Below are 19,862 nucleotides of genomic sequence, written 5' to 3'. Positions count from 1 at the left end.
TCCATGGTCACGTCCACGAACGGCTTGCCGATCATCGTCATGCTCGCTGCGCTCACCGGTCTTGCGGCCTCGCCCGCGGCCCACGCCCAATCCCGCACCACCCATGGTGACAACCTGCTGATCCACCGCGTGCAGCAGGAAAAGGGCATGAACCTGCCCAGCCGCGGCCTCAGCATGGCGCAGGTCGAACGTGATTACGGCGCGCCGTTGCGCAAGCTGACGCCACGCGGTGGCGACACCAAGAAGCACCCGGTCATCAATCGGTGGGACTACGCCAAGTTCATCGTGTATTTCGAGCACAACCACGTGATCCACTCGGTGCTCAACACGCCCGCGGGCAACAACACCAACCCGGCGGCGGTGCAGTAACAAGCGCTGGATAACGCCTTGCGGCATCGCGATGGGTGCCGCTCCCTTTACACTTGCTGTTTCGCCCGCCGGGCTTCGAAACGCGAGTGCCGACATGACCGCCAACCCCCAACTACGCCTGCCGGCGGAATGGGAGCCGCAATCCGCCGTACTGATCGCCTGGCCGCACGCCGGCACCGACTGGGCCGACCGCCTGGCCGCAGTGGAATCGACCTACGTGGCGCTGGCTGCCGCGGTCACCCGGTTCCAGTCGCTGATCATCGTGGTGGCCGACGCCACATTGATGGCGCACGCACGGGAAAATCTCGCCGCCGCGGGCGCCGATCTATCGCGTATCCGCTTCGTCGAGCTGTCGTACGACGACACCTGGCTGCGCGATTCCGGCCCGATCACGCTGGCCGCCGGCAACCATTTTCAGCTCGCCGATTTCCGCTTCACCGGCTGGGGCGGCAAGTTCGGCGCCGCGCAGGATGACGCGCTGGTGGCCGGGCTGGTCGACGCCGGCGTGTTCGGCAATGCCGCGCACAAGCGCATCGACTGGGCGCTGGAAGGCGGCGGTATCGAAAGCGATGGCGCCGGCACGATCCTCACCACCTGGCGCTGCCTGGTGCAGCGGCATCCGGACCAATCGCGCGAGGAGATGAGCACGATCCTGCGCGACGGCCTGCATGCCGAACGCGTGCTGTGGCTGGATTACGGCTATCTCGAAGGTGATGACACCGACGCGCACATCGACACCCTCGCCCGCTTCGCACCCGGCGACCGTATCGTCTACCAGGCCTGCGACGACGCCGGCGACCCGCACCACGACGAATTGCAACGCATGGCCGCCGAACTTGCCGCGCTGCGCACAGCGGATGGCCGTCCATATCAGTTGTATCCGTTGCCGTGGGCGCAACCGATCATCGACGAAGGCCGCCGGCTCGCCGCGTCCTATGCGAATTACCTGATCGTCAACGGCGCCGTGCTGGTACCCGCCTATGGCGACGACGCCGACGACGAAGCGGCGCGCATCATCGGCACGGCGCATCCCGGGCGCGAGGTGGTGCAGGTGCCATGCCGGGCGCTGATCTGGCAGAACGGCAGCCTGCACTGCATCACCATGCAATTGCCCGCGGGCGTGGCGCACTGACAAGTGGCTCGCCGCCCATGCGACGGCCTTGGCGGCGCCATCACCCCCACCCGCTAAACTGAGCCGATTGGCCCATTCGGCAGGACATCCCATGACCCGCAAGACCCTCAAGGTCGCGCTGCTGCAGGAAACCGACCGCGGCAGCCGCGACGCCAACCTCGATGCCATCGAAGCCGGCCTTCGCGAAGCGGCCGGCGCCGGCGCAGAACTCGTGTTGCTGCAGGAGCTGCACAACGGCCCGTATTTCTGCCAGCGCGAATCGGTGGAGGTCTTCGACCAGGCCGAAACCATTCCTGGCCCCGGCACCGCGCGCATCGGCAAGCTGGCGCAGGAGCTGCAGCTGGTGGTGGTGGCGTCGCTGTTCGAGAAGCGCGCCGCCGGCCTGTATCACAACACGGCGGTGGTGTTCGACCGCTCCGCCGAGATCGCCGGCAAGTACCGCAAGATGCACATCCCGGACGATCCGGCGTTCTACGAAAAGTTCTACTTCACCCCGGGCGACCTGGGTTTCGATCCGATCGACACCTCGGTGGGCCGGCTCGGCGTACTGGTGTGCTGGGATCAGTGGTATCCCGAAGCGGCGCGCCTGATGGCGCTGGCCGGCGCCGAACTGCTGCTCTACCCCACCGCCATCGGCTGGGACCCCACCGACGAGCAGCCGGAAAAGGATCGCCAGCGCGACGCCTGGATCACGGTGCAGCGCGGCCACGCCGTGGCCAACGGCCTGCCGCTGCTGGCGTGCAACCGCACGGGTTACGAGGCCGACCCGAGTGGCGTCGGCGCGGGCATCCAGTTCTGGGGCAACAGCTTCGTGGCCGGGCCGCAGGGCGAATTCCTGGCACAGGCGGGCACCGACCAGCGCGAGCTGCTGCTGGCCGACATCGACCTGCAACGCAGCGAACATGTGCGCCGTATCTGGCCATTCCTGCGCGACCGCCGCATCGATGCCTACGCCGACCTGCTCAAGCGCTTCCGTGATTGAGCCGGCGCCACTTCACTCCGCTTGTTCCGCATGCCGGTCATCCCCATGCTTGAACTTCACCCCGACCGGCCTGCTGACGCATGAGTGTTCCTGAAACCGATTCCACGTTATCCGCGCCGTTGGCGTTGCAGGACCAGCCCGTCGAGCGGGTGATCCGCGGCGGCGTGGAATACGTGGTGCTGGGCACCGCGCACGTATCGCGCAGCAGCATGGAGGCGGTCGAGGCGATGCTGGCGCACGAGAGCTTCGATGCGGTCGCCGTGGAACTCTGCGAGAGCCGTGCCCAGGGCATGCGCGATCCCGAAGCGTTCAAGCAGATGGATCTGTTCAAGGTGATCCGCCAGGGAAAGGCCGGCATGGTGGCCGCCAGCCTGGTGCTGTCCACCTTCCAGAAACGGCTGGCCGACCAGTCCGGCATCCAGCCCGGCGCGGAAATGAAGGCGGCGATGGATGGCGCCGAACAACGCCAGTTGCCGCTGTGGCTGATCGACCGTGAGGTGGGCACCACGCTGAAACGCGCCTGGCGCAGCGTGGGTTTCTGGCAGCGCTTCGGCTTGCTCGGCGGCTTGCTGGCCAGCGTGTTCGAGCGCGAGCAGATCGAGCAGGTCGAGATCGAGAAGCTGAAACAGGGCGATTTGCTGGAGAGCGCCTTCAGCGAATTCGCCAGCGAGTCCAAGCCGCTGTACGACAGCCTGATCGGTGAGCGCGACGCGTTCATGGCCGCGCGGCTGCGGCAGGAGTCGGCGCGTTCATCGGCATCGGAAACCCCGGCGCGGCGCGTGCTGGTGGTCATCGGCGCCGGACACCTCAAGGGACTGTGCGAGCAGTTGCGCACGCAGCAGGATGAGCCCTCCGCCAAGGTCATGGAGCTGGCCACCACGCCGCCCAAGGCACGCTGGCCGAAATGGTTGGCGGTGGCGCTGGTGTTGCTGGTGTTTGCCGCCATCGGCTACGCCTTCCATCGCAATACGGCGCTGGGCGCGCAGGCGTTGCGTGACTGGGTGTTGTTCACCGGGGGCTTCGCCGCGCTCGGCGCACTGGTCGCGGGCGGGCACCCGCTGAGCATCGTGGCGGCCTTCATCGCCGCGCCGATCAAACCGTTCCGCCCAGGCATTCCCGCCGGCGGCATCAGCGCGATGGCCGAGGCCTGGGTGCGGCGTCCACGCGTGGTCGATTTCGATACCCTGCGCGACGACATCGTGCACTGGAGCGGTTGGTGGAAAAATCGTGTCGCCCGCACGCTGCTGAATTTCTTTCTCGTCAGCGTGGGCACGATCATCGGCGAGTACAGCGCCGGCATCCATATTTTCAAGAGTCTGGTCTGAGCAGTCAGGCAGGCGCCGACGTACTCGTGTTGTCCCCGCGTCAACGCAACGTCTATACTTGGCCGGTTGCATACACTCCACACCGTCGCACCCGTGGGAACGAATTCGATGACTCGACTGCAATTGCTCGGCCTGGCCGTGGCGACCACTCTTTTTGCCGCCACCAGCGCACATGCCGAGGGCGACAAGGCCGCCGGCCGCAAACTGGTTTACACCTGCGCCGGCTGCCATGGCGTACCCGGTTACACCAATGCTTATCCGCAATATCCGGTGCCCAAGATTGCTGGGCAGAATGAGCAATACATCGTCAATGCCCTGCACGGGTACAAGAGTGGCGATCGCGTCCATCCCACGATGGATGCCCAGGCCGAGAGCTTGTCCGATACGGACATCCAGAACATCGCCGCCTATCTCTCCAGCCTCGCCAGCAAATAAGTCAGGGACTTCCGCATGAAACATGCACGCATTCTGCTTTCATTCGGCGCCGTCCTGGCGTTCGCCTCCACATCGTTGCTGGCCGCTGACGCGGGCAACGCGGCGAATGGCAAGGAAAAGGCCGCTACCTGTTTCGCCTGCCACGGCACCGACGGCAACGCGGTTGATCCGCAATATCCGCGCCTGGCCGGTCAGTACCAGCTGTACCTTTCCCACGTGCTGCACGAATACAAGAGCGGCCAACGCAACAACCCGATCATGAAGGGCATGGTTTCCACACTGTCCGACCAGGATATTGCGGATGTGTCCGCGTACTTCGCCGGCCTGCCGAGCAAGCTGGATACGCTCAAGGGTCACCTACAGGGCGACAACTGAGCCACTCGATCCACGATCGAAAAAAGCCCGCTTCGGCGGGCTTTTTGTTTCCGGGCAGAACAGCGTCAACCTGGCTCACACCGCGGCGGATGTACCCTCGTGCTTGCGGTAATACGGCTTTTCGCCACCCGCGTGATCGGTAGCATCGCGTACGGCGGTGATCTCGGGCACCCGCTCGCGCAAGGTCTTTTCCACACCCTGCTTCAGCGTCACATCGACCATGCCGCAACCGTGGCAACCGCCGCCGAACTGCAGCAACACCACGCCATCGGCATCGATTTCCAGCAGGCTGACACGGCCGCCGTGTGACGCCAGCTTCGGGTTCACCTCCGCTTCCAGCACATAACGCACACGCTCGATCAGGCCGGCTTCCACGCCTGGCACATGCCCCTTGATCATCGGCGCACGGATGTTGAGCTGGCCGCCGGTGGAGGTCGGTTCGAAATCGATGGTGGCGTTGTCCAGCCAGCGCGCACTGTCACCGTCGATATGGAAGTTGAAACCGGCGCACTCGATGGTCCATTCGCCGCCGATCAGGTCGATCGGCTCGCAGAACTCCAGCTCGCAGTTCGCCGCCGGTGTGCCTGGCGCCGTAACGCGCAGGCGAATGCTCAAATCGTCGATACCCTGTTGTGAAAGAAGGCGCAGGAAATGCTGCTGTGCGCGTTCCGAGATGTCGATCATGCCCACTCCGCCAAAGCTTGCGCCGCTGTTGCGGCTAATCAGCACCATTTTAGTCCAGTTTCCACCTGCACGCGCGGCTTTGACTTTTCAGGCGGCAACATCAACGCTGCATGGCTTCACCACGGATCCCCGGAGTAGCGCATGAAAGCGAACCATTTGTCCGCGCAGCATTGCCAGCCGCGCAAGGGAAAGGCGGATGCGGTAGACGCGTCACAGACGGCGGAGTTGTTGCAGCAACTGCCCGGCTGGAAACTCCTCGACGATGGAACGGCCATCACCAAGGATTTCCGCTTTGACGACTTCCACCACACGCTGGGCTTCATCGCCGCCGTCGGCTTCATGGCCAACCAGGAAGACCACCATCCCGATCTCGAGGCCGGCTACGGCCACTGCCAGCTGACGTGGTCGACCCACGATGTGGGCGGACTGTCGATGAACGATTTCATCTGCGCGGCGCGGGTCGAGGCGCTGCTTGAGCGCTGATCAGATATCCGTACGCGACTTGTCGCGGGTATAGACCAGCCGCTTGCCCTTGACGGCCAGCACGTCGAGAAAGGCCTTCAGGTCGTCCGGCAACGGCGTGGAAAAACTGTACGAGCGCCCGTCCAGCTCGAAACTGAGGTGCGCCGCGTGCAGGAACAGGCGCTGCAGGCCCATTTCGCGGAAACGCTTGTTCATCTCCCGGTCGCCGTATTTCGGGTCGCCCGCCAGCGGATGGCCGATATGCGCGGCATGCACGCGGATCTGGTGCGTGCGACCGGTGCCCAGCGTGGCCTGCATCAGGCGCGCGCCCGGGTACTGCTCCATTTCGCGGAAGAACGTCAGCGACGGCTTGCCGCTTTCAGCCACCCGCACCATCCGCTCGCCCCCTTGCAGCACCGACTTCAGCAGCGGCGCATTCACGTCGAACTTCGCCTTGGACGGGTGCCCGAGCATCAGGCACAGGTATTGTTTGGTGACCTCGCCGGCACGAATCAGCGCCTGCAAGCCGGTCAGGCCGGCGCGCGTGCGGGCAAAAACCAACACGCCGCTGGTATCGCGGTCGAGCCGGTGCACCAGTTCCAGGTGTTCCTGTGGCCGGGCCGCGCGCAGCAGTTCAATGGCGCCATGGCTGACACCGCTGCCGCCGTGGCTGGCCACGCCGGAGGGTTTGTCGATCACCAGAAAGTGTTTGTCTTCGAACAGGATCGCATCGGCCACCGAGGCCACCAGACCAGTGGCTGGTGCCCGGCCTTCCTCACGCTCGGCCACCCGGACCGGAGGGATGCGCAGCGTATCACCGTCCGCGAGACGCGTATCCGGCTTGGCCCGCTTGCCGTTGACGCGCACCTGGCCGGTACGCAGCAGCCGGTAGATCATGCTCTTGGGAACGCCTTTGAGCAGGGTCATCAACGCATTGTCGATTCGTTGGCCATCCCGTTCGGGGCCAACCACGACTTGACGCACACCTTGAGGTGCATCGGGGGAAGTTACCGTTTGCATTGAAAAAAACCTGCTTAAATAGGATACTCGGCGGGCGTCCACTTGGCCCGCCGATACATGGCTCGGGAGAGGTGGCCCACCCGCAACGTCGGCGAGGATGGCGGCGGTTGCCCGTTCGGCACCGACCACGATCTCCCTTTCATCGTAACGGTTGGGTTGTTGTTTGTCCGATGCCATGTGGTATCGGATACGACAACGCAAGTAGATCGAATCATCCCCGACACCGGGAACGGTGCCGTCATTTTGCCGCTTTACCGCTGCGGCGCGATCCCCGGCAGGCCGCCATTGAGGCGCCACCGCGGCACGCGACGCGCGGCAGGCCGAGGAAATCCACCATGAAACGTATGTTGATCAACGCGACTCAGCGTGAAGAGTTGCGCGTGGCCATTGTCGATGGCCAGAACCTGTACGACCTGGATATCGAAATCCCTTCGCGGGAACAGAAAAAATCCAATATTTACAAGGGTCGCATCACGCGGGTTGAGGCTTCACTTGAAGCCTGCTTCGTCGAGTACGGCGCCGAACGCCACGGCTTCCTGCCGCTGAAGGAAATCTCCCGCGAGTACTTCACCGCCGGCCTGGACCCGCACAAGTCCAACATCCGTGAGTTGCTGAAGGAAGGCCAGGAAGTCGTCGTCCAGGTCGAGAAGGAAGAGCGCGGCAACAAGGGCGCCGCCCTGACCACCTTCATCAGCCTCGCCGGCCGCTACATGGTGCTGATGCCGAACAACCCGAAGGCCGGTGGGGTCTCGCGCCGTATCGAGGGTGAAGACCGGCAGGCACTGAAGGAAGCGCTGGAGCACGTCACCGTACCCGACGATGTCGGCCTGATCGTGCGCACCGCCGGCCTCGGCCGCGACGCCGAAGAACTGCAGTGGGATCTGGATTATCTGCTGCAGCTGTGGAAATCGATCTCCGAAGCCGCCAGCAAGCAGAAGGCACCGTTCCTGATCTACCAGGAATCGAAGCTGTTCATCCGCGCCCTGCGCGACTACCTGCGCAGCGACATCGGCGAGATCCTGATCGACGAGGAATCGCTGTACAACGATGCCCGCGATTTCATGCAGCAGGTCATGCCCAACGCCCTGCGCAAGCTGAAGCTGTACCGCGACGACACCCCGCTGTTCACCCGCTACCAGATCGAGACCCAGATCGAGAGCGCGTTCGATCGCCAGGTACGCCTGCCCTCCGGCGGTTCGATCGTGATCGACCAGACCGAGGCGCTCACCGCCATCGACATCAACTCGTCGAAGGCGACCAAGGGCAGCGACATCGAGGACACTGCGTTCAACACCAACTGCGAGGCCGCGGTGGAAATCGCCCGCCAGGCGCGCATCCGCGACGCCGGTGGCCTGATCGTGATCGATTTCATCGACATGGACAGCCCGCGGCATCAGCGTGAGGTGGAAGACCGCCTGAAGGAGGCGCTGAAGCTCGACCGCGCGCGCGTGCAGATCGGTCGCATCTCTCGCTTCGGTTTGCTGGAAATGTCGCGTCAGCGCCTGCGCCCGAGCCTGGGCGAAGCCAGCGAGATCGTCTGCCCGCGTTGTGAGGGCCATGGCCACATCCGCGGCGTGGAATCGCTGTCGCTGTCGACCCTGCGCCTGATCGAAGAGCATGCGATGAAGGACAACACCGGCCAGGTGCTGGTGCAGGCGCCGCCGGCCGTCGCCAACTTCCTGCTCAACGAAAAGCGCGCCAGCGTGGTGGAGATCGAACTGCGCCACAAAGTGCACGTGGTTGTGGTGGCCGACGACAAGCTGGAAACGCCGCACATCGAGATCATGCGCATCAAGGAAGCGGAGATGGGCGAGCACAGCAAGCCCAGCTACGAGCGCCTCACTGCAGTCGCTGCCACCGAATTACCGAAAATGGGCCAGACCCTGGGCAGCAGCGAACAGCCGGCCGTCAGCGGCATCATGCCCGCCAGCCCGGCACCCATCCGCGAGGAAATCGCGCCGGCTCCCGTTGCTGCGGCACCAGCATCCAAATCGACGGCACGCGCCAAGCCATCGCCGACCACAGCACCCACTGGCGGCCTGATGGCGCGCATGCTGGGCTGGTTCCGCAGCAGCATGGAAGCGGCGCCGGTGGAAAAGTCGGCCGAAAAATCCGCGGCCAGCGGCGCCGATCGCAACAACCGTCGCGACGAGCGTTCCGGCCGCGGCCGTTCGGGGCAGCCTGCCCAGCAGAACGGCACGCCGGCACGTCAGTCCCGCCGTGACGGCGCATCGCCGTCAGCGGCCAAATCCTCCTCGTCACAACAGCCCAAGGGCAACCGCCAACGCAACAGCGAGTCCGGTCAGCCCCGGCAATCGCAGCCGGCGCAGAATGCCGCCCCGGCCCGCCAACCGCGTCCGCCACGTCCGGCTGCCACGGAAAGCGCCGCGGCCGTCACCCCGCGCCCCAACGCCCAGCCGCAGGCCAAGCCCGAGCGCCAGCCGCGCCCAGCCGTTGCCGAGCCACTGGAAGCCGCACCGCTCGCCGACGCCGCGCTGGAAGCGAAGCAGCTCGCCCCGGCTGTGACTTCGGTCGCCCCGGAAGCCGAAGAATCGCTCGATGCCGATGGCAGCCCGTCCCGCCGCCGCCGGGGTCGCCGCGGTGGTCGTCGTCGGCGCCGGCACGACGAAACGACGGTTGCCGCTGGTGGCACGGAAACCCAGGTGCCATCCATCGACGATGAGGACCGCGACGACGCAGCCAGCGATGTTGGCACCGAGAAGTCGAAGCCCACAACGCCCGTGCAGAACGCGCCAAAGGCAGTCGTCGACACGGCGGCCACCGACGAACCCGCACGCCGCGTCGTGGTGGAACCGTCCAACGTCACCGTAGCGGCCACCGCCGCTGTCGTCGCCAACGCATCCGGCAACATCACGGAGCAGGATCGCGCTGCACCCGTCGCCGCCGCAGCGGCCGTCACCGAACTCGAGCTGCCGCCGCTCCCGCCGATTCCCGCCCCCATGGCGGACTCGGCCGCTGCGCCAGACGACGCCGATATCGTGGTCAAGGCTTCGCCTGTCGCACCGTCGGTAGCGTCGCCGGTGGCTGCTGCCATCCCGGCATCGATCGCATCGGCCGACGCACCCGCACAGGCGCCTGCCAGGCAGCCAGCGCAAGAAGCAGCCGCAAGCGAGAAGACGAACACCGTCACGACGCCCGGTGTCCACACACCACTGGTAGCGGCCGTGGCAGCTGCGATCAACGGACCGCGTCGTGAGGATGTCGCGTTCGCCACCGTCTCCACGCCGGCACCCACACCAAAACCGACGATCGCGGTCGCCGCCGAGGAGGTCGCGCCGAAAGTGGTAGAGCTGTCACCCGCACCCGCGATCCCGGCACCGGAACAAGGTGACCTGCTGTCAGCCAATCGTGCTGCTTCCGAAAGCCACGACATCAGCACGACCGAGACCAATCGTCCAGCCGGACAGCCGCAAGCCGACTGAACCCGCGGCACAGCTGGGTAAACAAAAAAAGCCGGGCAATGCCCGGCTTTTTTTGCACCACGTCGTCTGCGATCAACCGCCGATGGCGTGGCCCGGATTGTCGATCAAACCATGCACCGTCATCAGGTGTGCCAGGTTGAGCACGTGATCCACCCGCAGCTTTTCCATCAGGCGCTGCTTGTACGTCGACACGGTTTTCGGGCTCAGGTTGAGCTGCTCGCCGATCAGGGTCAGCGGCTTGCCGCACACCAGCATCATTGCCACCTCCAGCTCGCGGCTGGACAATGCGTCGAATGGCGAGGTGCTGCCATCGAGAGTCGCCAGCGCCAGCTGTTGCGCCACGGCAGGCGCCAGGTAGCGCCTGCCGGTCGAGACCTGGCGAATGGCGGTAACCAGCTCCTCGGCCCTGCATCCCTTGGTGAGGTAGCCCAGCGCCCCCGCGTCCAGCAACCGTTTCGGAAAACGCGCGTCATCAACCACGGTGACCACCACGATGCGGGTCGACATCTTCGCGCGATTGACGCGCTCGGTAAGTTCGATGCCGCTCATGCCCTGCATATGGACGTCCACCAGCGCGATGTCCGGCTTCAGCGTGCGAATCAATCGCAAGCCGTCTTCCGCATTTCCCGCTTCGCCCTGGATACAGATGTCCGACTGCTGCTGCAAAATCATCCGGAAGCCGGTGCGCACCAGCTCATGATCGTCCACCAATATGACATTGATCACCGCGTGCCCCTCCCTGGTTAGGCTTAGTGAAATTAGGCTGCTGAACAAATCATTGCAAGCCATGAAGGCGCCGCCCACGAAAACAGGCAGCCACCTGCCGACGCCACGCACCGTGATCTGGCATCCCCGCCAATCATCGCTGCGGTAAATCGATCGCCAAAATTTGCCACGCCCACCCTTACCTCTTATGTAAGCGCTCGCCCTGGCATACCGTGCGGGAATGTCTGGCCTGCAAGCCGTCGATGGCATCCGGATCCCCGGTTGGATACCAAAAGACGATGGCGGCAGCATAAAAAAAACCCGCCGAGCGGCGGGTTTTTCCATTCCGCAGCAGTCTGCTGCGAAAGTACCAAATGGTGCCCAAGAGGGGACTCGAACCCCTACGACTCTCGTCGCTACCACCTCAAGGTAGTGCGTCTACCAATTCCGCCACCTGGGCAGGTGTGTTTCTACCGCGCCCTTTTCAGGGTTTTGTCGCAGGTTTCGGCTGGGGTGCAGCCGGTATTTCGCCTTGGTTGCCGGCGGGAGCCGTTGTGGCCTCGGGTACGGCCGTGGCCGGCGAGGTGGCTTGCGGCACTTCCGAGCTGACGGCTGTCTTGCTGGCGGGTACTTCAGCGGGCTTGGTGGCCACGCCGGACATCACGCCAAGATCGACGGCATCCTGATGAGCGTTGCCGTTGTAGTTCAGGTAAACACCCATGCCCAGACTGAGGGCAAAAAACACCGCGGCGAGCGCACCGGTGGCCCGGGTCAGGAAGTTGGCCGAACCGCGCGCACCGAATACGGTGGCAGAGGCACCGCCGCCGAAACCGGAGCCGGCACTGGCGCCCTGACCGTTTTGCAACAGGATCAGCACGGTCATTGCCGCCGCGACCAGGATGTAGAAGACGCTGAAGATGACGAACATGATTTCTCGGAACCTATGGCGCTTGATGCGCCGCGGCGCAGATGTCTAGGAAGTCGGTTGCAGTCAAGGCTGCGCCGCCTACCAACCCGCCATCGACGTCCGGTTGCGCAAACAGCTTTGCGGCGTTGACCGCGGTGACGCTGCCGCCATAAAGCAGCCTAGTCAGACGGGCGATTGTAACATCTTCTTTTTCGAGTTTGCTACGAATGAACGCGTGAACGTCCTGCGCCTGTTGCGGCGTTGCCGTCTCGCCGGAGCCGATCGCCCACACCGGTTCGTACCCGACCAGCGCCGTGTCGAAACTCGCAATGCCGTTGAGTCGCAGGACCGCTTCGAGTTGTTCGCCGATGACGTTTTCGGTTTCACCACTGTCACGCTGCTGGCGGGTTTCACCGACACAAAGGATGGGGGTGAGCCCTCCCGCCCTCGCGGCCGCGAATTTTCGCGCGACGCATTCGTTGCTTTCGCCGTGATAGCGGCGGCGCTCCGAATGACCCACCAAGACATAGTCCACGCCGACTTCCGCCAGCATCGCGGCGCTTACCTCGCCGGTATAGGCGCCCTGTCCTTCATGCTCGCTCACGTCCTGCGCACCCAATTGCAGGGCCGTGCCGACGAGTTGTTCGCTCAAGGTGTTGATGTATGGATACGGGGGAAACACGGCTACATCGATGTCGGCCGGCATGCTGGCGGCAATGGCGCCGGCCAGGTCCGAGGCCATCGAGCGACTGCCGTACATCTTCCAGTTTCCGGCCACAAGTTTTCTGCGCATGGTCTGCTTCATAGGCGAGCGAGCGGCAAGCTTACTGATGCCCCTGCCCCCCGGCAAACTGGTCATGCCGCCTGCCACAATCCAGTACCACTTTGCCTATAAATTGATACCACGGGCACCATCGGACCATACCAATTCACATTTGTGTGCGATCGCGAGTCGTGAGAGACCGTGATCGGCGAGGGCCAGCAACGCGTGTCGGGACCGGGGCCAGCAACGCGTTGACCGTCACAACCGCAGATAAGGCGCCAGCAAACCTTCCAGCCACCCCATGAATTCGCGAACCCTGCTGGGCAGGTTGCGGCGGTTGGCGTACAGGATCGACAACGGCATCGGTTCGGCTGGAAATTGCGGCAGCACTTCCACCAGTTGTCCCTGCTCGATCCACGGTTGCAGGCTTGCAATGGGTGACTGGATCAGCCCCAACCCGGCCAGGCAGGCCGTCGTATAGGCCTCGGTGTTGTTGACCGTCAGCACGCCCTCCATCGGCAGGCACGCGTATCCGGTGGCGGTGGGATATTCCCAGCCTGCTGGTTTGCTGCCCAGCGTGGATGCGTAGTGGATCAGCCGATGTGCCGAGAGATCCTCCAGCGTTTGCGGCGTGCCGTGGCGGCGCAAATAATCGGGGCTGGCGCAATTGATGACGCGCAGGTTGCCGAGCGGACGGGCCACGAGGTTGTTTTCCGCCAACGGGCCGGCGCGCAACACGCAGTCGAAACCCTCGCGCACCAGGTCGACCACGCGATCGGTGCTGCTCAACTCCAACTCGATCGATGGATGCGCCTGCAGGAATTCCGGCAATCGCCTGATCACGATGTTGCACGCCATGCCGGTGGACATGTCCACCCGCAAGCGCCCGCGCAGCGATTGACCACCTTGCTGGAACATTGACTGCAGCTCGTCCATGTCCCCCAACAGGTCCTTGCTGCGCTCGTAGAAGGCCTGGCCGTCATGGGTCAGGCTGACCTTGCGCGTCGTCCGGTGCAGCAGCCGTGTGCCGAGCAGGCTTTCCAACTGCTGCACGGCCATGGACGCGCTGGCCTTGGGCATCGCCAGGCTCTCGGCGGCGCGCGTGAAGCTGGCCATTTCCGCCACCCGCAGGAATATCCGCATCGCATCGAGTTTGTTCACGCGCTTTCCCGTGGAGGTACCGAGGCCTGACCAGGCACCTATTGTTCAAAAATGACAAACATACAAATCAATTAATGCCAATTTATCCCTTGTCTGTCGATCAATAAAGTCGCCTCTCCCACATCTGATCGGAGACAACCATGACTCGCCACGCACCTTCCATCGCCCTCATCACCGGCGGCAGTCGCGGCCTGGGCAGGAACGCCGCACTGAAATTGGCCGAACAAGGCACCGACGTCATCATCACCTACCGCACCAATCGCACCGAAGCCGAGGCCGTCGTGGCGCAGGTCGAGGCCATGGGCCGGCGGGCAGTGGCGCTGGCGCTCGACATGGCCGACAGCCGGCGCTTCGATGCCTTCGCCCAACAGGTGGGCGAGGTGCTCGAAAGCCGCTGGCAGCGCCAGCAGTTCGACTTTCTCGTCAACAACGCGGGTACCGGCGGGCACGTCAGCTTTGCCGAAACGACGGAAGCGCAGTTCGACGAACTGGTCGACGTGCACTTCAAGGGCGTGTTTTTCCTCACCCAGAAGCTGTTGCCGCTGATCGCCGACGGCGGACGCATTCTCAACGTCTCCAGCGGCCTGACGCGATTCACCCTGCCCGGCTATACCGCTTATGCGGCGATGAAAGGCGCCATCGAGGTACTCGCGCGCTACCTGGCCAAGGAACTGGGCCCGCGCGGTATCACCGTGAATACGCTGGCGCCTGGCGCCATCGCCACCGATTTTGGTGGCGGCGCAGTGCGCGACAACGCGCAGTTGAATGCTTTCGTGGCCTCGCAGACCGCCTTGGGTCGGGTTGGCGAAGCGGACGATATCGGCGGAGTGGTGGCGTCGTTGCTGACGTCCGCCAATGGCTGGATCAATGGCCAGCGGATCGAGGCCTCGGGCGGCATGTTCCTGTAACCATCGGCGGAAGTTCCACGGCGCCAGTCATGACACCACCGTCGTGACACCGCCAGCTCCACGGAGGGAGCTGGCGCTCAGGCGTTGCTGGCACGTTCGATGCGGCGATCCGGAATCAGCCACAACAACGCCGCCAACACGTACATGGCCTGGCCCGCCCACGGCCGCCAGAACGTCAACGCGATGCCCGTCAGATAGAGCAGTGGCGACAGTTTGCCCTTCCAATCCGACCCGATCGCCGTGGCGAGCACGGCGTCGCGGCCATCAGCCACGATAAGCGTGCGCTGCAGCAGCCAATAGGCGACCGCCGCCATCAACAGCACCACGCCATAGACGGCCGTCGGCGACGCGGCGAAGTGGTTTTCGCCCATCCAGGCCGTGGTGAATGGAAGCAACGACAGCCAGAACAGCAGGTGCAGGTTCGCCCACAGCACACGCCCCGATATGCGGTGCACGGTCGAGAGCATGTGGTGATGGTTGTTCCAGTAAATGCCCACGTACACGAAGCTCAACACGTAGCTGAGCAGAACCGGAGCCAGCGGCGCGAGCGATGCCAGCGCATGGCTTTCAGGCACTTTCAGCTCCAGCACCATGATGGTGATGATGATCGCGATGACGCCGTCGCTGAACGCTTCCAACCGCCCCTTGCCCATGTGTCGATCCCCGTTGGGCGCCCGACGGCCCCCAGGCGGCAAAGCTTGCCTCAGGAACGACGCGGTTGCACGGCAAACGTTGGATGGGTCTGCCTGTCGTTCCACCACTCGACAAAGCCGCGCATCATCCCCATCTTCAACCGCACACCAACCACCGGAGATTTCGATGACAGCCACCACTGATCGCGCCATTCTTGCCGGCGGCTGTTTCTGGGGCATGCAGGATCTTCTGCGCCGCCAGCCCGGCGTCGTCTCCACCCGCGTGGGTTATTCCGGCGGCGACGTGCCGAACGCGACGTATCGCCATCACGGCACCCATGCCGAGGCCATCGAGATCGTGTTCGATCCGCAGGTCATCAGCTACCGTACCCTGCTGGAGTTCTTCTTCCAGATCCACGACCCCAGCACCATCAATCGGCAGGGAAACGACCGGGGTACCAGCTACCGGTCGGCCATCTTCTACACCAGCGAAGCGCAGAAGGAAGTGGCCGAAGACACCATGGCCGACGTCGACGCGTCCGGCTTGTGGCCGGGCAAGGTCGTGACCGAGCTGGCGCCCGCGGGTGACTTCTGGGAAGCCGAGCCCGAACACCAGGACTATCTCGAACACTTCCCCACCGGCTACACCTGCCACTTCATCCGGCCGGACTGGATATTGCCGCGGCGCGCCTGAAGCACGACGTCGCCAAGCGTTGTCGTCCCGCTCGCGGGACAACAGCTTTCAGTGCGCCTTCTTGGGCCGCGCTGGCCATGGCGCAACGCGCCAGCAGGTGTAGTAGAAAACCTTGAGCTGTGCGCGCACCGGCTGCAACGGCATGGTGAAGCCATCACGGAAGGCATCGCTGCGGCCGCCGACCCATGCGCCGACCGACCACGCCGATATCAGATCCACCAGATCGGCAGGCGGCAGATCACGGCGGATCACCAGCGCGTTGCCCATCGCCTGCGCGCCGCCGCGTGGCTGGCTCAACCGCTTTTCGTCGCCGAGCTGAAAATAGGAACTACCACCACGCAAGGCGATTTGCCGCGCACGCGCGATGCCCACTTCGTCATACGCCGTCACCGTGGTCTTGCCCGGTTGGCACTGGACCGTGAGCCGGTGCGTTCCCTTGCGATCCGCCAGGCGCAAATCCAGTCGTGGCGCAGGCCTGGACAAATCATAAGTGGCCGTCGTCGGCAGCCGGCCATTGTTGGCCAGGCCAGACGCGGTCATCTTCTCGGCCGTCAGCCACGCCTCGCTGCCAAGCATTTCATCCTTGATCCCCATCGCTTTCAGATAAGTGACGGCATCGGGTGAGTGGCGCGTGGCCTGCGTCTGTGGCGAGCTGAATCCGATACGATCGCGCCCGCTGGGCACCCAGCGATACAGGCCACCGAGATAGGCGTAAAGACAGGCATCCATGCAGATAGCCGTCTTGGCCTCGACGCTCGCCCACTTCGGCTGCCGTGGCGTACCCAGATGCGTGGCCATGCCGCCAGCGCGAAACATCCTGCCCAACGCCATGCCGGCAGCGCGGTCAGCGCCGCGCGCGTTGAGATAGACGTCCGAACCCCTTTCGATGCGACCGGACGCAACCAGCGCCGCGAACCGCTGTGGCGCACCGGCATCGATCTCGCCATGCAGATACACCTGCGGGTAATGCGTCAATGACAGCGTCAGCCGATCGCGGACGACGTCGATCTTCAGTGGCTTTCCGCGGCCGGTCGACGCGCTGCCGAACGCGGGCATCGCGACAGACAGGAGCAACAGCACGCACAGCAGCGCGGCACAGCGCGCGGCGTGGCGGACAATCGAAATGGGGCCGGGATTGCGGTGCACTTGCATGACTCGGGATCAGGCCCTCCAGTGTGTGGGTTGCTGAATGTCTCGAGAGTGAATATCCGTCCGGATCCATCGCCTGCCGGTCGCCATTGATTTTGGAAACGATCCATTCCAAAATGACGGCATGAGTCCATCCAATCCACCTAGGACCACGCGCCCCCGAGGACGCGGACGGCCGCGAGAATTCGACATGGCCAAGGCCCTGGACGGAGCAGTCCGGGTTTTCCGCGAGCGTGGTTACAACGCAACGACGATTGCCGATCTCACCCAGGCCACCGGGCTGGTCGCGGGCAGTATCTACAAGGCGTTCAAGGACAAGCGCGGGATATTCCTGGCCGCCTTCGACCGTTATGTCGAGGAAAGGGACGCCATGCGCCATCTTGCCCTGCGCCATGCGGGCAACGGGCGTGAGCAGCTCGGGGAGTTGCTTGGCCTCTACGCCGCGGCATCCTCCGGATCAGAGGGAAAGCAGGGTTGCATGGTGGCCGGTAGCGCGACCGAGCTGGCAACCATGGACGCGGACACTGCACGGCGCGTGCGAGCCGCCTATGCCCGCAATGAACGACTGCTCGTCCGCACCATCCGCGATGGTCAGGCGGATGGATCGATCCGGGCGGATCTGGACAGTGCAGCGGCCGGTCGACTGATGCTGTGCGTCCTGCAGGGCATGCGCGTCGTCGGCAAGACCGGGCGATCGCACGACGACATGAACGCGCTGGTCTCGCTCGCCCTGAAAGTCCTCGATTGATTTTTTTTGACTTATTAGGAAATGAACATTTCCTTTTTGCATTGGTAGAGGAATCCATGATGAAAGACCGGGAAGACAACAATGCACAGGCTGGAGAACGGTTGCCTGATTTTCCGTCGAGCGCGAGGCCCGAGCTGTCGTCGCCGGGCTTTGTCCACCGGTTCGCAAACGTCGACGGCGTTCGGCTGCATTACGTCCGCGGCGGGCGGCCAGGGGGCGACACCATCGTCCTTCTGGCCGGCTTTCCGCAGAGCTGGTATGCATGGCGCCAGGTCATGCCGTGCCTGGCATCGACCCACGACGTGATCGCGATCGACCTGCCCGGACAAGGTGATTCCGACCGACCCGACGGTGGTTACGATACCGGCGCGCTGGCAGCGAAGGTGCACGCGCTGCTGCAACAGCTCGGGGTCAATCGCTATGGCCTGGCCGCGCATGATGTGGGCGCCTGGGTCGCCTACCCGCTTGCCGCCCGCTACGGCAGTGAAGTACGGGCGCTGGCACTGCTCGACGCCGGCATCCCGGGTGTGACCTTGCCTGATCGCCTGCCGGTAGCGCCGGAACAGGCGTGGCGCACCTGGCACTTCGCCTTCCATGTGATTCCGGATTTGCCCGAGATGCTGATCGCCGGCCACGAGCGCGAATACCTGGCCTGGTTTCTGCGTCGAAAGGCGGCCGATCCGTCGGTTTTCAGCGAACAGGATCTGGATGAGTACCTGCGCGTCTTCACGCTACCCGGTGGACTGCGCTCCGGCCTGGCCTATTACCGGGCAACGCCCGAATCCGCACGCCAGAACCGCGCATTCGCCGCCACGGGGAAACTCGCGATGCCCGTGCTGGCCCTGAGTGCGGATCAGGGTTCGATCCCCGATATGGCCGCACCGTTAAGAGCATTTGCCGAAGACGTACGCGGAGGCAGGATCGCCAACTGCGGTCATTTCATGCCGGAGGAACAGCCCGCCGCCGTAGCCTCCGAGCTGGCAGCCTTCTTCCAAACCTCGGACGAGGCCGCCGGATGACCGCCAGCGGCCTCGTGCCGTTCAGTCCGCCTGCCAGGCCAGCGCCAGCTCGGCGGCGAAATCACGATAGCGACGGGGCGGATGGCCAAGCAGCCCTGCAAGTGTTTTCATCGCAAGCGGTTTGCCGAGCATGCCATCGACATGGAATCGCGCGAGCATCAGGCGCAGGTCGTAGGCCGACCACGAAGGCATGATCCCGGCCATGAAACCTTCGAACGCAGCGAGGTCATTGCCCGCGTACGTTATCGGCTTGCCCAGCACACCGGACCAGAGCGTTGCCAGCGCATCGCCGGTCAATACATCCGGCCCCACGATTTCGATCACCTCGCGCGGCAGCGGCGTCGGCGCATTCGCGCGGCGCAGCAGCGCGGCGACCGCGATCTCGGCGATGTCACGCACATCGACCATCGATATCCCGACGTCGCCCACCGGCATGCCGTAGCGCCCCTGCAACAAGCCGTCCCTGAGCCTGGCGTCGTTCTGCATGAAGTACGAAGGGCGCAGCACCGTCACCGGCAAGTCGAGCTGTTCGATCATCCGTTCCACCGTGTACTTGCCGGTGAAATGCGGCACGTCGGTATACGTATCGCTGTTGAGCACCGACAGATAGACGATGCGTTCGATACCCGCCTCGCGCGCCAGGCTCAGGGTACCGATCGCCTGGGTCACCTCGTCGGCGACCACGGCGTTGAGCAGAAACAGCATATCGACCTGTTTCAATGCGGCCCGCATCGAGGGGATGTCGGTCATGTCGCCCTTGACGGCGGTGACGCCGGCGGGAAACGACGCCTTGTCGGGGTTGCGCGTCAGCGCATGGACGCTGGCGCCCTGTGCCGCCAACCCTTGTACGACCAAGCTGCCAATGGTGCCGGTACTGCCCGTGACCAGAATGTTCATGAGGTGTCTCCTGTCTCTGTGGATGTGGGAGCCACATCCTGGTGTTTCATGG

The 19,862-nt window shown here is 64.1% G+C and carries 21 protein-coding genes and 1 tRNA gene; 12 read left to right on the top strand and 10 right to left on the bottom strand.

Going from position 1 to position 19,862, the window contains the following annotated elements; translation table 11 throughout:
• Positions 1-3 precede the first annotated feature (3 nt).
• From ASD22_RS03290 to ASD22_RS03265, 6 genes are all read left to right on the top strand, one after another.
• Complete coding sequence (locus ASD22_RS03290; protein ID WP_056078848.1) at positions 4-369, top strand: hypothetical protein; 366 nt, start codon at positions 4-6, stop codon at positions 367-369.
• A gap of 94 nt (positions 370-463) precedes the next feature.
• The gene (locus tag ASD22_RS03285; RefSeq protein ID WP_056078845.1) at positions 464-1,501 is read left to right on the top strand and encodes an agmatine deiminase family protein; all 1,038 of its coding nucleotides are present in this window, start codon (positions 464-466) and stop codon (positions 1,499-1,501) included.
• Positions 1,502-1,592: 91 nt separating this feature from the next.
• Complete coding sequence (locus ASD22_RS03280; RefSeq protein ID WP_056078842.1) at positions 1,593-2,483, top strand: carbon-nitrogen hydrolase; 891 nt, start codon at positions 1,593-1,595, stop codon at positions 2,481-2,483.
• Between the two features lie 80 nt (positions 2,484-2,563).
• A complete protein-coding gene (locus tag ASD22_RS03275; protein WP_056078839.1) occupies positions 2,564-3,808 on the top strand; it encodes a TraB/GumN family protein in 1,245 nt (414 codons plus the stop codon).
• Between the two features lie 108 nt (positions 3,809-3,916).
• Positions 3,917-4,243 carry a cytochrome c gene (locus ASD22_RS03270; protein WP_007080738.1) on the top strand — a complete coding sequence of 109 codons (327 nt, stop codon included), beginning with the start codon at positions 3,917-3,919 and terminating at the stop codon, positions 4,241-4,243.
• Positions 4,244-4,258: 15 nt separating this feature from the next.
• Complete coding sequence (locus ASD22_RS03265; RefSeq protein WP_056078836.1) at positions 4,259-4,618, top strand: cytochrome c; 360 nt, start codon at positions 4,259-4,261, stop codon at positions 4,616-4,618.
• A gap of 75 nt (positions 4,619-4,693) precedes the next feature.
• On the opposite strand, the gene ASD22_RS03260 is transcribed toward ASD22_RS03265, so the two are convergent.
• Positions 4,694-5,302: an NfuA family Fe-S biogenesis protein gene (locus ASD22_RS03260; RefSeq protein ID WP_056078833.1), complete on the bottom strand. Its 609-nt coding sequence runs from the start codon at positions 5,300-5,302 to the stop codon at positions 4,694-4,696.
• Positions 5,303-5,443: 141 nt separating this feature from the next.
• Here ASD22_RS03260 and ASD22_RS03255 point away from each other — a divergent pair, with 141 nt between their 5' ends.
• Positions 5,444-5,785, top strand: a complete 342-nt coding sequence (locus ASD22_RS03255; protein WP_056078830.1) for a 4a-hydroxytetrahydrobiopterin dehydratase — start codon at positions 5,444-5,446, stop codon at positions 5,783-5,785.
• Here ASD22_RS03255 and ASD22_RS03250 read toward each other — a convergent pair whose 3' ends face one another.
• Complete coding sequence (locus ASD22_RS03250; RefSeq protein ID WP_082520100.1) at positions 5,786-6,784, bottom strand: RluA family pseudouridine synthase; 999 nt, start codon at positions 6,782-6,784, stop codon at positions 5,786-5,788. It lies immediately after the preceding gene.
• A 335-nt stretch (positions 6,785-7,119) separates the two neighbouring features.
• Between ASD22_RS03250 and ASD22_RS03245 the strand changes: the two genes are divergently transcribed.
• Positions 7,120-10,227, top strand: a complete 3,108-nt coding sequence (locus ASD22_RS03245) for an Rne/Rng family ribonuclease (RefSeq protein ID WP_056078825.1) — start codon at positions 7,120-7,122, stop codon at positions 10,225-10,227.
• Between the two features lie 72 nt (positions 10,228-10,299).
• Here the strand turns inward: ASD22_RS03245 and ASD22_RS03240 are convergent, their stop codons facing one another.
• The 5 genes from ASD22_RS03240 to ASD22_RS03220 form a co-directional block, all read right to left on the bottom strand.
• Positions 10,300-10,953, bottom strand: a complete 654-nt coding sequence (locus ASD22_RS03240) for a response regulator (protein WP_056078824.1) — start codon at positions 10,951-10,953, stop codon at positions 10,300-10,302.
• A 354-nt stretch (positions 10,954-11,307) separates the two neighbouring features.
• Positions 11,308-11,392: transfer RNA gene (locus ASD22_RS03235), tRNA-Leu, on the bottom strand.
• Positions 11,393-11,416: 24 nt separating this feature from the next.
• Complete coding sequence (secG, locus tag ASD22_RS03230; RefSeq protein WP_056078821.1) at positions 11,417-11,860, bottom strand: preprotein translocase subunit SecG; 444 nt, start codon at positions 11,858-11,860, stop codon at positions 11,417-11,419.
• A gap of 13 nt (positions 11,861-11,873) precedes the next feature.
• The gene (tpiA, locus tag ASD22_RS03225) at positions 11,874-12,632 is read right to left on the bottom strand and encodes a triose-phosphate isomerase (protein ID WP_056080872.1); all 759 of its coding nucleotides are present in this window, start codon (positions 12,630-12,632) and stop codon (positions 11,874-11,876) included.
• A gap of 228 nt (positions 12,633-12,860) precedes the next feature.
• Positions 12,861-13,763 (bottom strand): LysR family transcriptional regulator, encoded by a 903-nt coding sequence (locus ASD22_RS03220; protein WP_156458927.1) that lies wholly within the window; start codon positions 13,761-13,763, stop codon positions 12,861-12,863.
• A 140-nt stretch (positions 13,764-13,903) separates the two neighbouring features.
• Here ASD22_RS03220 and ASD22_RS03215 point away from each other — a divergent pair, with 140 nt between their 5' ends.
• Positions 13,904-14,671 (top strand): SDR family oxidoreductase, encoded by a 768-nt coding sequence (locus ASD22_RS03215; protein WP_056078815.1) that lies wholly within the window; start codon positions 13,904-13,906, stop codon positions 14,669-14,671.
• A gap of 77 nt (positions 14,672-14,748) precedes the next feature.
• Here the strand turns inward: ASD22_RS03215 and ASD22_RS03210 are convergent, their stop codons facing one another.
• Positions 14,749-15,501, bottom strand: coding sequence for a TMEM175 family protein (locus ASD22_RS03210; RefSeq protein ID WP_235577495.1), 753 nt, complete (start codon positions 15,499-15,501; stop codon positions 14,749-14,751).
• Between ASD22_RS03210 and msrA the strand changes: the two genes are divergently transcribed.
• Positions 15,491-15,997 carry a peptide-methionine (S)-S-oxide reductase MsrA gene (gene msrA / locus ASD22_RS03205; protein WP_056078809.1) on the top strand — a complete coding sequence of 169 codons (507 nt, stop codon included), beginning with the start codon at positions 15,491-15,493 and terminating at the stop codon, positions 15,995-15,997. The genes ASD22_RS03210 and msrA overlap by 11 nt on opposite strands.
• Positions 15,998-16,045: 48 nt before the next feature.
• Here msrA and ASD22_RS03200 read toward each other — a convergent pair whose 3' ends face one another.
• Complete coding sequence (locus tag ASD22_RS03200) at positions 16,046-17,149, bottom strand: hypothetical protein (protein WP_235577494.1); 1,104 nt, start codon at positions 17,147-17,149, stop codon at positions 16,046-16,048.
• A gap of 187 nt (positions 17,150-17,336) precedes the next feature.
• On the opposite strand from ASD22_RS03200, the gene ASD22_RS03195 reads away from it, so the two are divergent.
• Positions 17,337-17,894: a TetR/AcrR family transcriptional regulator gene (locus tag ASD22_RS03195; protein ID WP_056078806.1), complete on the top strand. Its 558-nt coding sequence runs from the start codon at positions 17,337-17,339 to the stop codon at positions 17,892-17,894.
• A complete protein-coding gene (locus ASD22_RS03190; RefSeq protein WP_235577493.1) occupies positions 17,891-18,913 on the top strand; it encodes an alpha/beta fold hydrolase in 1,023 nt (340 codons plus the stop codon). Before ASD22_RS03195 ends, ASD22_RS03190 begins: the two co-directional genes overlap by 4 nt.
• Positions 18,914-18,934: 21 nt before the next feature.
• Here ASD22_RS03190 and ASD22_RS03185 read toward each other — a convergent pair whose 3' ends face one another.
• Positions 18,935-19,810: an NmrA/HSCARG family protein gene (locus ASD22_RS03185; protein WP_056078804.1), complete on the bottom strand. Its 876-nt coding sequence runs from the start codon at positions 19,808-19,810 to the stop codon at positions 18,935-18,937.
• Positions 19,811-19,862 lie beyond the last annotated feature (52 nt).

Source organism: Rhodanobacter sp. Root480 (assembly GCF_001426645.1).
GTDB lineage: Bacteria > Pseudomonadota > Gammaproteobacteria > Xanthomonadales > Rhodanobacteraceae > Rhodanobacter > Rhodanobacter ginsenosidimutans.
Note: the sequence above shows the minus strand (reverse complement) of the source record. Positions and strands in the feature narration are given on the sequence as shown.

What these genes read in the sequence shown, in the direction of transcription:
- ASD22_RS03290 (WP_056078848.1), top strand. Translation starts at nt 4, where the DNA reads ATGGTCACGTCCACGAACGGCTTGCCGATCATCGTCATGCTCGCTGCG.
- ASD22_RS03285 (WP_056078845.1), top strand. Translation starts at nt 464, where the DNA reads ATGACCGCCAACCCCCAACTACGCCTGCCGGCGGAATGGGAGCCGCAA.
- ASD22_RS03280 (WP_056078842.1), top strand. Translation starts at nt 1,593, where the DNA reads ATGACCCGCAAGACCCTCAAGGTCGCGCTGCTGCAGGAAACCGACCGC.
- ASD22_RS03275 (WP_056078839.1), top strand. Translation starts at nt 2,564, where the DNA reads ATGAGTGTTCCTGAAACCGATTCCACGTTATCCGCGCCGTTGGCGTTG.
- ASD22_RS03270 (WP_007080738.1), top strand. Translation starts at nt 3,917, where the DNA reads ATGACTCGACTGCAATTGCTCGGCCTGGCCGTGGCGACCACTCTTTTT.
- ASD22_RS03265 (WP_056078836.1), top strand. Translation starts at nt 4,259, where the DNA reads ATGAAACATGCACGCATTCTGCTTTCATTCGGCGCCGTCCTGGCGTTC.
- ASD22_RS03260 (WP_056078833.1), bottom strand. Translation starts at nt 5,302, where the DNA reads ATGATCGACATCTCGGAACGCGCACAGCAGCATTTCCTGCGCCTTCTT.
- ASD22_RS03255 (WP_056078830.1), top strand. Translation starts at nt 5,444, where the DNA reads ATGAAAGCGAACCATTTGTCCGCGCAGCATTGCCAGCCGCGCAAGGGA.
- ASD22_RS03250 (WP_082520100.1), bottom strand. Translation starts at nt 6,784, where the DNA reads ATGCAAACGGTAACTTCCCCCGATGCACCTCAAGGTGTGCGTCAAGTC.
- ASD22_RS03245 (WP_056078825.1), top strand. Translation starts at nt 7,120, where the DNA reads ATGAAACGTATGTTGATCAACGCGACTCAGCGTGAAGAGTTGCGCGTG.
- secG (WP_056078821.1), bottom strand. Translation starts at nt 11,860, where the DNA reads ATGTTCGTCATCTTCAGCGTCTTCTACATCCTGGTCGCGGCGGCAATG.
- tpiA (WP_056080872.1), bottom strand. Translation starts at nt 12,632, where the DNA reads ATGCGCAGAAAACTTGTGGCCGGAAACTGGAAGATGTACGGCAGTCGC.
- ASD22_RS03215 (WP_056078815.1), top strand. Translation starts at nt 13,904, where the DNA reads ATGACTCGCCACGCACCTTCCATCGCCCTCATCACCGGCGGCAGTCGC.
- msrA (WP_056078809.1), top strand. Translation starts at nt 15,491, where the DNA reads ATGACAGCCACCACTGATCGCGCCATTCTTGCCGGCGGCTGTTTCTGG.
- ASD22_RS03200 (WP_235577494.1), bottom strand. Translation starts at nt 17,149, where the DNA reads ATGCAAGTGCACCGCAATCCCGGCCCCATTTCGATTGTCCGCCACGCC.
- ASD22_RS03195 (WP_056078806.1), top strand. Translation starts at nt 17,337, where the DNA reads ATGGCCAAGGCCCTGGACGGAGCAGTCCGGGTTTTCCGCGAGCGTGGT.
- ASD22_RS03185 (WP_056078804.1), bottom strand. Translation starts at nt 19,810, where the DNA reads ATGAACATTCTGGTCACGGGCAGTACCGGCACCATTGGCAGCTTGGTC.